The organism is Bradyrhizobium hipponense, from assembly GCF_008123965.1.
GTDB classification, from domain to species: Bacteria; Pseudomonadota; Alphaproteobacteria; order Rhizobiales; family Xanthobacteraceae; genus Bradyrhizobium; species Bradyrhizobium hipponense.
This window is the reverse complement of the sequence record NZ_VSTH01000185.1, coordinates 1-10,829: the sequence shown is the minus strand read 5'-3', so window position 1 is coordinate 10,829 and position 10,829 is coordinate 1. Positions and strand designations below refer to the sequence as shown.

Annotated in this window: 10 protein-coding genes; 3 read left to right on the top strand and 7 right to left on the bottom strand. The window is 57.0% G+C overall.

What is annotated here, in order from left to right; genetic code table 11:
- On the bottom strand, positions 1 to 599 hold a 599-nt coding region (locus FXV83_RS38600), incomplete at its 3' end, for a sugar phosphate nucleotidyltransferase (RefSeq protein ID WP_148745201.1).
- Positions 596 to 1,891 (bottom strand): class I SAM-dependent methyltransferase, encoded by a 1,296-nt coding sequence (locus FXV83_RS38595; protein WP_148745199.1) that lies wholly within the window; start codon positions 1,889 to 1,891, stop codon positions 596 to 598. The genes FXV83_RS38600 and FXV83_RS38595, both read right to left, overlap by 4 nt.
- A 229-nt stretch (positions 1,892 to 2,120) precedes the next feature.
- Here FXV83_RS38595 and FXV83_RS38590 point away from each other — a divergent pair, with 229 nt between their 5' ends.
- From FXV83_RS38590 to FXV83_RS38580, 3 genes are all read left to right on the top strand, one after another.
- On the top strand, positions 2,121 to 2,858 hold the full coding sequence (locus FXV83_RS38590; protein WP_148745197.1) for an SDR family oxidoreductase: 738 nt from the start codon (positions 2,121 to 2,123) through the stop codon (positions 2,856 to 2,858).
- 70 nt (positions 2,859 to 2,928) lie between these two features.
- The gene (rfbC, locus tag FXV83_RS38585; RefSeq protein WP_148745195.1) at positions 2,929 to 3,459 is read left to right on the top strand and encodes a dTDP-4-dehydrorhamnose 3,5-epimerase; all 531 of its coding nucleotides are present in this window, start codon (positions 2,929 to 2,931) and stop codon (positions 3,457 to 3,459) included.
- Positions 3,460 to 3,717: 258 nt separating this feature from the next.
- Positions 3,718 to 5,136, top strand: coding sequence for a glycoside hydrolase family 140 protein (locus tag FXV83_RS38580; protein WP_187436460.1), 1,419 nt, complete (start codon positions 3,718 to 3,720; stop codon positions 5,134 to 5,136).
- Here FXV83_RS38580 and FXV83_RS38575 read toward each other — a convergent pair.
- The 5 genes from FXV83_RS38575 to FXV83_RS38555 all read right to left on the bottom strand — a co-directional run.
- Positions 5,088 to 6,425, bottom strand: a complete 1,338-nt coding sequence (locus FXV83_RS38575; protein ID WP_148745191.1) for a DUF4910 domain-containing protein — start codon at positions 6,423 to 6,425, stop codon at positions 5,088 to 5,090. The two genes, FXV83_RS38580 and FXV83_RS38575, sit on opposite strands and share 49 nt — an antisense overlap.
- Positions 6,422 to 7,474: an NAD-dependent epimerase/dehydratase family protein gene (locus tag FXV83_RS38570; RefSeq protein WP_148745189.1), complete on the bottom strand. Its 1,053-nt coding sequence runs from the start codon at positions 7,472 to 7,474 to the stop codon at positions 6,422 to 6,424. Before FXV83_RS38570 ends, FXV83_RS38575 begins: the two co-directional genes overlap by 4 nt.
- 122 nt (positions 7,475 to 7,596) lie before the next feature.
- On the bottom strand, positions 7,597 to 8,598 hold the full coding sequence (locus FXV83_RS38565; protein ID WP_148745187.1) for an NAD-dependent epimerase/dehydratase family protein: 1,002 nt from the start codon (positions 8,596 to 8,598) through the stop codon (positions 7,597 to 7,599).
- A 16-nt stretch (positions 8,599 to 8,614) separates the two neighbouring features.
- A complete protein-coding gene (locus FXV83_RS38560; RefSeq protein WP_148745203.1) occupies positions 8,615 to 9,769 on the bottom strand; it encodes a DegT/DnrJ/EryC1/StrS family aminotransferase in 1,155 nt (384 codons plus the stop codon).
- 33 nt (positions 9,770 to 9,802) lie between these two features.
- Positions 9,803 to 10,829 (bottom strand): nucleotide sugar dehydrogenase (locus FXV83_RS38555; protein ID WP_148745185.1); only part of this gene is annotated, 1,027 nt, incomplete at its 5' end.

The following is a 10,829-nucleotide window of genomic DNA, read 5'->3' as shown; positions in this document are numbered from 1 at the left end:
AAATCGAAGATCTCCTTACGAAAGATAAAGTAGCCTCCGTTGATCCAAATATCGGATTCCTGGCTGGCGCGTAGCCGCCGCACGGCACCTTGCTCGTCAAATTCGGCAAGGTGAAAACTGACCGGCGGATGGATGGCGATGAAGGAAGCAATCTTGCCGCTCTTCCTGAAGCGGTCGATCATGTCCGGCAGGTATGCGTCCGTCAGACCGTCACTGTAGTTGGCCAGGAATATCTCCTCGCTCTCGACGAGGTGACGGACCGCCATCAAACGCTGTCCGATATTGCGCCAGATACCGGTATCCATCAGGGAGACACGCCAATCCGGCGGTCTCTCGCCCAGTATCTCGACCTTCTTGCCGAAGTTTGACACCGTACAGTCGCTGTTTGCGGTCTGCCTGTAGTTCAGGAAGTAGTCTTTGACCACATTTGCCTTGTGTCCAAGGCAGAGGATGAAATCCTGATGCCCGTACTGGCTATAGTACTGCATGACGTGCCACAGGATCGGCTGGGGGCCGATCGGCACCATCGGCTTCGGAATGCTGTCCGAGTACTCGCGAATGCGGGTGCCGAGCCCGCCGCAGAACAGAACTACTTTCATGGTGCGAAGTCCCGGGGATCGATTACCTCCACGTCGGGTATGGGTGCAACCATCTTGCATCCCCACGAGCCCACGTGCCGCATTTGCTCGACGATCTCACGCTTCAGATTCCACGGCAAAATCAGCAGAAAATCCGGCCGCACCTCTTCGATCGCAGATACCGGATGAATCGGGATGTGCATCCCGGGGGTATACCGCCCGTGCTTGTACGGATTGCGATCAACGGTGAACTCGAGAAAATCCGTGCCGATGCCGCAGTAATTCAGCAACGTATTGCCTTTGCCCGGCGCGCCATACCCGCATAGCTTTGCGCCCTTCTCTTTGCATTCAATCAAGAATGACAAGAGCCGGCGCTTTGTGCGGTGAACCTTCGCAGCGAATCGCGTGTAGCTTTCGATATCCTCAAACCCGATTTCCCGTTCATGGGTCAGAAGCGCATTTACACGCGCGGACGGCTTATGTTCTGCATCAGCGTGGCACAGATACACCCGCAGCGATCCGCCATGCGTGATGAGCTGCTCAACGTCGAATATTCTGAGATGGTGCCGTCGCGCGAGTCGATCAATCGTGAGGAGAGAGAAATACGAGAAGTGCTCATGGTAGATGGTGTCGAACTGGTTCTCGACTATGAGCCGCTCAAGGTGCGGGAATTCCAGCGTAATGACTCCCTCGGGGGCTAAGAGATGGGCCATTCCAGCCGTAAAGTCGTTGAGATTGGGAACCTGTGCCAAGACGTTATTTCCGATGATGAGGTCAGCGCGCTGGCCTTGGGATACGAGTCGACGAGCCAACACCGATCCGAAAAACTCGACCAAGGTTGGAATGTCCTTGCGACGGGCTGCTTCGGCGACATTGGCCGCCGGCTCGATGCCAACGACGGGCACACCGAGTGGCAGGAAGTGCTGAAGAAGGTATCCGTCGTTGCTCGCGATCTCGAACACCTGGCTGGTCGGGCCGAGCCCGAACCGCGCTACGGCCATCTCGCAATAGCGGCGCGCATGCTCGACCCATGACGTCGAGTATGAAGAGAAATATGCATACTCGCTGAAGATGTGAACTGGTTGGACGTATTCGCGAAGCTGAACCAGGAAACACTCGCCGCAGACCAGCGCGTGGAGAGGGAAGTAAGCCTCCATTTTGTCGATTTCGCCAGCGGCCAAAAAGCTTTCGCACAGCGGCGACATCCCGAGGTTTACGAAGGTTGACGTCAGCGGCGCGCCACACAACCGGCAGCAACCATATTGCGCTGCGCCAAATTGTGCGGTTGCGCCTTCCTTAAAGATGGCGTGCATAGGCTAAGTCCGGGCTCCTGGTGAAAATTGCATGCGTCCGGCCGGCCTTCTGTCAAAGGCTGTGGTGGCACTCTCAGGCCGTGAACGATTTAATAATATAAATCTAACTTTAAATCAAATAAATAATCGACTAATATAACAGAATTCAAATTACCTCCTTTAATATGCGAGCGGAGCCAGGCATTAACTACAAGTTGTCTCATTCTACGTGCTGCCTGGATTGAACGATATGGGACTGCAAAAGCGCAATCTAGAGGACCGGATAGCGGTCATAACCGGGGGCGGATCCGGAATCGGCGCCGCCGTCGCCCTCGCGCTCGCTCAAGAGGGAGCTGGCCTTTATCTGATCGGTCGCAGGCTGCAACCGCTGGAGTCGGTCGCCTCAAAGGCACGCGACATCGGAGTGCCGGCCGTCTGCTATCGTGTCGATCTCTCCCTCTCGAGCGGCCAGCTCGAGTTAACGCGGTCCCTCGGGCAGAACCTGCAACGACTTGATATTCTGATCCACAGTGCCGCGCTGCACAACGTTGGACCAGTCGAAGACGGTAATCTCTCGGAGCTTGATCAGCTCTACCATACCAATGTTCGCGCGCCCCTTGCCCTTACGCAGGCGTTCTTGCCCATGTTGAAGGCGCAAGAAGGACAGATCGTATTCATCAATTCGAGTAGCGGCGTTGTGGCCAAACCGATGTCTGCTCAATATGACGCAACCAAGCACGCACTCAAGGCGATCGCCGACAGCTTGCGCGGTGAAGTCAATTCGTATGGTGTACGGGTACTGAGCGTATACCCGGGACGGACCGCAACCGACATGCAGGAGCGGCTCCATCGAACTGAGGACAAGACCTATCGACCCGAGCTTCTGATGCAGCCGGCCGACGTCGCGTCGGTGATCATCAACGCGCTGCTCCTGCCGCGCACGGCTGAGGTCACCGACATTCATATCCGCCCGATGATCAAGACCTGAGTGACGCGCTATGCGGTTCGCGCCCTATCAGTGCGCAGCCAATCAGACTGTATGAAAGCAGAGAGAGCCCGTGCAATTCATTCCAACGACGCTTCGCGGCTCCTACATTGTTCAGCTCGAACCCGCGCGTGACAATCGTGGATTCTTTGCGCGCACCTTTTGCATGGACGCGTTCGCCGAACGTGGACTTGAACTTCAGTATCCGCAGCACAGCATCTCGTTTTCGGCCCGGAGGGGCACCCTGCGTGGACTTCATTTTCAGCGCGAGCCATACTCTGAAGCGAAGCTGATACGATGCGCGAGGGGCGCAATTCTCGACGTCATAGTCGACATCAGGCGGGATTCACCAACCTTTCGCCGCTGGCAGAAATTTGAGCTTTCCTCTGCAAACGGCTGTCAGCTCTACGTCCCGAAAGGGTTCGCCCACGGGTTCCAAACCCTCTGCGATGATGTCGAGGTGAGCTACCTGATCTCCACGCGCAACGAACCAGAATTTGCCGCCGGCATCCGCTACGACGATCCGGCATTTGAAATTGATTGGCCATTACCGCTCACTGAAATTTCTGAAAGGGACTTGCGTTGGCCCCGCTTTTCCGAATAGCCCCTGCGCGTTCATAGACCGTTGACGACGTGCTGAAGTGGATTCTTCGAGGAATCATGGACCTAACGGAGCATGACTGAGCCAACCACATTCGTACCGCTAGCAAGGGCACGCGCACGGCGCCTCCCGTCCTGTATGGAGATGCGCACGGCAGTTAGGCCTCTTCTCGTCGTTTGGACACTACTGGCGTTTCGCGCCGACGTCTTTGCGCTAGAACTCTCGGCGGGACAGGATGCGCGCCCAACCGCTGGCGCTCTGATGACCAAGCCAGCCTACCCGCTTAAGGTCGGCGCAAGCAATCGCTACTTGGTCGATCGAGACGATACACCGTTCCTCATAGTTGGAGATTCCCCCCAGGATCTCATCGGAAAATTGTCTGAAGATGAAGCCGCGGCTTACATGGCCAATCGAGCAACGTATGGAATCAACGCACTGTGGATAAATCTGCTATGCAACGACGCCATCGGATGCAGGTCAGATGGCGGCACCCCGGATGGGATTGTCCCGTTCGCCGTGCCAAACGACCTCTCGACACCGAACTCCGCCTACTTTCAACGCGCGGATGACATGATCCGTCTTGCCGAAGAGCACGGGATGGTCGTGATCCTCGATCCGATCGAAACGATTGGGTGGCTAAGTATTCTGAGAACCAACGGCGTTTCGAACGCCTACAGCTACGGCCAATACCTAGGCAACCGTTATCGAGATAATCCGAATATTATTTGGATGCATGGCAACGACTTCCAATCCTGGCAGAGTAGCGATGACGATGCACTGGTACAGGCGGTCGCGCGGGGAATCCGGCATGCAGATCCGAACCATCTTCACACGGTGGAACTGAACTACTTCACAAGCGGCTCGCTCGATGATTTGAGTTGGCAACCTTTGATTGATATTAGTGCCGTATACACTTACTTTCCCACGTATATCCAAATACTGAACGAGTACGATCGTGCCAACCACAAGCCGGTATTCCTAGCAGAAGCCAATTACGAGTTTGAACACCTCCCCAACACGGATGGAGGTACGCCGCTGAATCTGCGGCGGCAGGAATATTGGACCATGTTGAGCGGCGCGGCCGGGCAGTTTTACGGCTCGCGGAACTGGAGCTTCGAGAACGGCTGGAAGACCACTCTAAATACTCGAGGCGCTATCGAGCTTCGTTATATGAAGCATCTGTTTGCTCGCCTAAGGTGGTATGATCTCATTCCTGACCAAACGCATAGCGTCACAAAGATCGGCTACCACTGGCTGGCCGAATGTGTCGCAAAACTTACGACGTATCTCGGCAGCTATCGGGTTTCCAGCTCGGTTCGAGAACTCTTTCTCTCCTTCAAAGCATCCACGCGGTTCGGATCGATCGCAACCAACACCTATGCCGCCACGGCCCGGACGAGCGACGGCACGCTCGTCATGACTTATCTACCTACCGCTCGAGCAGCTACCATCGACATGTCGACACTGGCCGGGACCGCGATCGCCCATTGGTTTGATCCGACCAACGGTAGCTACACATCTGTCGAAGGCTCGCCATTTGCGAACAAGGGTGTTCGCCAATTTTCTTCGCCAGGTGCCAATAGCGCGGGAGAGAGCGATTGGGTCCTGTTGCTTGAAACGCCGCCGGCCGATTATCTCGCTCCCTCGGCCCCAATGTCGCAGACCGATAACAGGCCATGATCCCGTAGGATTTGCGCAGTGCGTCGGACCAGCGAGAAGGGCAAGTCCGCCCGCTCCGCAATATCCAACAGCGAATGTCGCCCGTCAGAAAGGTTCAGGACCCACAGCATGGCCATGTTGGCGTCCGCAGTCCCTTTGTCCCCCCCGATGGCTCCATATAGCCCCCGCCGGCCCAGTTGTGGTTCACACCGAGCCACTACATTGCGATAGATTCCGTCATTCTCCACGACATCGATAGCCTCGGCGATGAGCCGATAAGAAAGTGCGAGATGATCTGGGGCGATAAACTCGAGATTGTCAGCCGAGGTGTGATATTCCGGGATCTGGCCGAACTGGCTGCGCTGGAAGAGGCCGACCGGCAAATTGAAGCCTGGCGAGCAATATTGACGCTCGTCATAGCCATAGGGTGAGAAATCGAGGATCGTCGGTTTCAGCCCGCAATGCCGAAGACCGTGAGCAAGGATCCTGTCGATCTTGGCGTCGCCCCGCCTGCTCTTCTTGTATGTCGGTCCGCCACCGTCACCGACCATGGAGACCACCAGCCCATGCTTGATGCGCTTCACGCTCTCTTCATTGCGTGCCAGCCATGTGATCGCACCGATTGTCCCCGGCGCAAACAGAAATCGGTAGCTGTATCGGGTTTTTACCTCCGCCATCCGTTTTGCAAGATGCGTCAGTAGCGCCACTCCTGAGCAGTTGTCGTTGGCAAGTGAAGGGTGGCAGATGTGGGCAGAAAGCAGAAACTCGTCTTCGCTTTCGCCCTTGTGCAAATATTCGCCATAGCTCAAAGAGCCGTCGGACAAGTCAGCATCGATGAGCACCTCGTACCGCTCGTCCGCCAGGCTCTCAAGCAGTCGATGGGGCATGCAGAACGCCCAATTCTCGGCATAGTAGGACGTTCGATAGGGAATCAGGTCCGGCTGGTCCGGCAGCGTGTAGACATGCTGCTTGAGCTCTGCCAACGAGATCCACCGATGGACCGGGACGCTATAGCTCATCACGTGAAGGTTCGACCCGGCAAGATTCACGATCTCTCGGCCACGCTGGTCGCGGATATACGCGTCACGGACGTTCCATTCCCGCGGGACAACCCAGTCAAACACCTCCGTTCCGGTCGGGACCTCGTGAACCTCAAGATCGACATGCGAACGGATCGCCCGCAGCGTTTTTCGCACCCCATGACCAGTGATGCTGCGGCAGATCGGGTATAGCTCGGCCGCAAAGGCAAATATGTCCTCGCCTGGATTCCCGATGACCAGCCTTTCGCCGACCGTCGGCTGACCATTCATGATGCCGCTTGAAGCTGCAGTTTCGTTTGGCGCAGGTCGACATTAAGGATTCCCTCCGCCAGCAACTTCCGAATATGGCCGATGCGCTGATATCGCGGCCCTTCGAACTCCTCCAAAGTCAACATCGACGAACGATAGACCCTGTAAAGCTGCTCGGCACCCATGCGGGCGTCCCAGCGCGGCTCGAATCCCGGCAGCTTACTACGGATTTTTTCGAAGCTCACTCGGTAGGAGCGCGCATCTGGACCGGCATCGTCGGCAAACTCGATCCTGCAATTCGGTACGACACTCGCGACGATTTCGGCCAGATCTCGAATTCGATAGTTGTGGGCGGTCTGGCCCACATTGAATGCCTCGTTGAAAACGGATTCGGCAGGCGCCTCCAAAGCGGCTATGAACGCTCGTGAAATATCCTCGATGTGGACGATCGGGCGCCAGGGCGTGCCGTCCGATTTAAGATGGATTCTTCCCGTCGTAAACGCCCATGCAACCAGGTTGTTCAAGACAATATCGAAGCGTAGTCGGGGAGAGACGCCGTAAGCCGTCGCCGGCCTGAGATACACCGGGCAGAACTCGTTGTCGGCCAATGCCGAGATATCACGTTCGGACGCAACCTTGGATTCCCCGTAGGCCGTCACGGGATTGAGAGCGGCGGTCTCATCGATCATTTCCTCGCCGGCTTTTCCATAATTGCTGCATGATGAGGCAAACACGAAACGTTGCACGCCGGCGTATTTCGCTATTTCGGCTATCCGAACGCTTGCGCGATGGTTGATCTCATCCGTCAGTTCAGGTCTCAAATTGCCGAGCGGATCGTTGGAGAGCGCGGCAAGATGCAGCACGGCATCAAAGCCAACGAGGTCAGCCACCTCTACGTCCCTGACGTCCTTCCAGATCGTCGGGACTTCGAGAATGGTACCGCCCGCCGAGAAAGTGCACCGAGAATAGATATCGCTGTCCAATCCAGTCACATCATGACCGGCGTAGACCAGCATTGGTGTCAAGACAGTACCGATGTATCCAAGATGACCCGTCACGAGAACTCGCATTGCTCTTCTCCACGTCACTCTACTCATTCACGAAGTGCCGCCCTACCCCGCGCAAGGCGTTCCAGGACGGGCACGCAGATGGCATCGGCTTCTTCATGTGCCGTCAGGCGCCGCTATCGGCCTCACGAAGCCACCGCTTGTCGTTCCCGCGCGGCCGAAAGGCCCCGTTCTGAGCGCCACCACTTCACAAACTCCGCGAGACCCTGCTCGAGCGACACTGTGGTGCCGAAGCCCAGCAGACGTTCCGCTTTTCCCGTCGAAGCCACCCGGCGCGGTACCGGATTGATCGACTGCTCGGGCGCGAATTGCGGGAGCACGCCGCTATGGCCCATGGCAGCAGCCAAGGCTGAAGCAAGCTGCACGAGAGTCGTTTCTATGCCGCTCCCTACGTTGAACACCTCGTCGCTGACCTTTGCTCTCGCCGCAAGGATGTTCGCACGTGCAACGTCACGCACATGCACCAGGTCCAGGGTGTGCTGGCCGGGCCCAACTATGACAGGAGGCATTCCAACTTCGAGCCGCTCCATCCAGCTGATCAACATCTCGGTGTATCGAGCGTGCACGTCCATGCGGCTGCCATACACGTTGAAATATCTGAACGCGACGTAGTCGAGGCCATACATATCATTATAAGCACGTAGCAGCCCCTCATTGCACGCCTTCGCGGCACCATATACCGTGCGATTGCCATATGGGTTCTGACGTTCTGTCGTCGGAAACTCCTCCGCCATGCCGTACACCGAAGCCGATGACGCCGCGATGATCTTCTCAATGTCGTGCTTCACGCAAAGTTCGAGCAGATCGAAGGTCCCATTTACCATGACGTCCATGGCGAGACGCGGTTCGGTTGCGCAATACGTGTTGCGGAGTGCGGCGTGATGAAAGACGATGTCGGCCGCTTTGACCAGCGCTTCCATCAATTTTGTGTCACGTATGTCGCCATGGACCAGCCGCACCGGTCCTCGTGTAAGCGCCTTCCGAAGGTTCTCCGGTCGACCGGTCACCATATTGTCGAGCGCGACTATTTCGATGCAGCCTTCGTCGCATAGCAGGTCGATGATGTGCGAGCCGATAAAGCCGGCGCCTCCGGTAACGAGGATACGTTTGCCCTTGAGATCGATCAAGACCGCTCTCCTGATTCTAGGCTACCAGGCCATGTCGAAGCGTTTTGTTCTGAAATGCCGCGTCACCGCGGAATACCTGGGTCTCGGATGCCGCGATTTTCTTCAATTCGGAGGCAACGACGCTGCACTGATCCGGCAGCAGATCGGGATAAACCGGAAGCGACAGGAACTCACGCGCAAGCCTTTCACTTACGGGGAGATCGCCGACGCGATATCCAAGTTCGACGTAGCTCTTTTGTAAATGGACCGGAACGGCATAATGAATGCCGACGCCGATGCCCGCGCCACGTAGCATTTCAAACGTCTGATCGCGGTGCGGTAGCTTGACGGCGTAGATATGGTAGACATGCCGGTCGTGGCTGGGCGGCCGCGGACACGCGAGCGCCCGACCGGACAATGCCTGATCATACTGCGCGGCAATGGACCGACGCGCTTCGGTCCAGGACTCAATGTAGTCCATCTTTACATTCAGAACAGCCGCCTGAACTTCGTCCATCCGGTCGTCGCATCTAGCGAGAACATCGCTCTGCGCCCGGTCGAGAAGCCGCGACACCCGTCGCGCAAGTTCGGGGTGATCCGTAACAACCGCTCCGGCCTCGCCACAAGCCCCGATGTTCTTGTCGGGATAGAAGCTGAAGCAGCCGAGGTCTCCGATCGATCCTGCCCGCCTGCCCTTGTACTCGGCACCATGCGCCTGCGCGGCGTCTTCAACCACCAGGAGACCGTGACGGCGGGCAATCGACATGATTGAATCCATGTCCGCCATGAGCCCATGCAGATGGGTCGGCACTATTGCCTTCGTTTTGCTTGTAATCGCCGCTTCGACCAAAGCAGGATTCATCGTCCATGTGACTGGATAGACGTCCACAAAGACAGGTGTTGCACCGCACCTGATAATGGCATTTGTCGTCGCGACGAAATTCATCGAGACGGTGATGACCTCGTCACCCGGCTCCACTCCTGCCGCCAACAATGCGAGATGGAGTGCCGATGCGCCGCTGTTGACGGCTCGGCAGCAACTGACGTTGCAGTAATCCGCAAAACGTTCCTCGAACGCGCCAGCTTCATGCCCCTGCGCAGATCGCTCGTTCCGGAGCGCGCGCATGATCGCAGCATCAATTTGCGGGCCGATTGTCCGGGCTTGTGCCTTGAGGTCCAAGAAGGGTATCAAATCGCTCACCTCATTGCTGGACGGTTTGGACATTCACGTCCGCACAGGCATGTCTTGCCATATGCCCCGCGTGTCGATCACGTCGAGATGACGGCGTTCGGCCAGCGGAACCATCTTGAACTCATCGTGGTCGACCAGGAGAAGCGCGATCTCGCACGTGCGCAGCGCTTCATCGATGTTCAACAAACCGACGTGGTAGTCGGCAAGTTCCGGTGGTAGCCGCCGCAGGTTCGGCTCGACAACCTTGATCCGTTGCCCGTACTTCTTCGCCAGATGTATGGCGATTTCCATGGCCGGGCTTTCGCGCAAATCGTCGACATTTGCCTTGAAGGTTAGCCCGCAGCAGGCCACGTTTGCGTAGGGATGATCGTCGATCAGCGCCTCTGCCCGCTCGATGATTTTCTGCGTCTTGGCGTTGTTGACCTCACGACTTGTTCGCATTACGCGCGCAAGGTCAGGGGCTGAGTCGATAATGAACCACGGGTCGACGGCAATGCAGTGCCCACCCACGCCTGGGCCCGGCCGCAAAACGTTCACCCGCGGATGACGGTTGGCGATATCGATCACCTCCCACACATTGATGTCGAACCTGTCGCAAATCATCGAGAGTTCATTGGCAAATGCGATATTCGTGTCCCGGAACGCGTTCTCCGTCAGCTTGACCAACTCGGCAGCGCGCGCGGTGGTGGCAACACAAGCGCCGCGCACGAATGACTTGTAGAAGCGTTGAGCGCGCCGAGCGCAGGCAGGCGTGATCCCACCAATGCAACGGTCATTATTGATGAGCTCGCTCAAGATCCGCCCAGGCAATACGCGTTCAGGACAATAAGCGACGTAGACTGCACCGTCCTCGCTGCCGTTGACGCCGATTTTCAGGTCCGGCCGGCGCTCGCCAATCCGCTTTGCAATGCCTTCAGTGGTTCCGATTGGCGAGGTCGATTCGAGAATGACGAGATTGCCGGGAACAAGCAGATCCAGAATGCTCTCCACGGCAGCATTCACGTTCGACAAATCCGGCCGATTGTCGCCGTCAATGGGTGTGGGCACCGCGATGATGAAG

What these genes read in the sequence shown, in the direction of transcription:
- FXV83_RS38595 (WP_148745199.1), bottom strand. Translation starts at nt 1,891, where the DNA reads ATGCACGCCATCTTTAAGGAAGGCGCAACCGCACAATTTGGCGCAGCG.
- FXV83_RS38590 (WP_148745197.1), top strand. Translation starts at nt 2,121, where the DNA reads ATGGGACTGCAAAAGCGCAATCTAGAGGACCGGATAGCGGTCATAACC.
- FXV83_RS38580 (WP_187436460.1), top strand. Translation starts at nt 3,718, where the DNA reads ATGACCAAGCCAGCCTACCCGCTTAAGGTCGGCGCAAGCAATCGCTAC.
- FXV83_RS38575 (WP_148745191.1), bottom strand. Translation starts at nt 6,425, where the DNA reads ATGAATGGTCAGCCGACGGTCGGCGAAAGGCTGGTCATCGGGAATCCA.
- FXV83_RS38570 (WP_148745189.1), bottom strand. Translation starts at nt 7,474, where the DNA reads ATGCGAGTTCTCGTGACGGGTCATCTTGGATACATCGGTACTGTCTTG.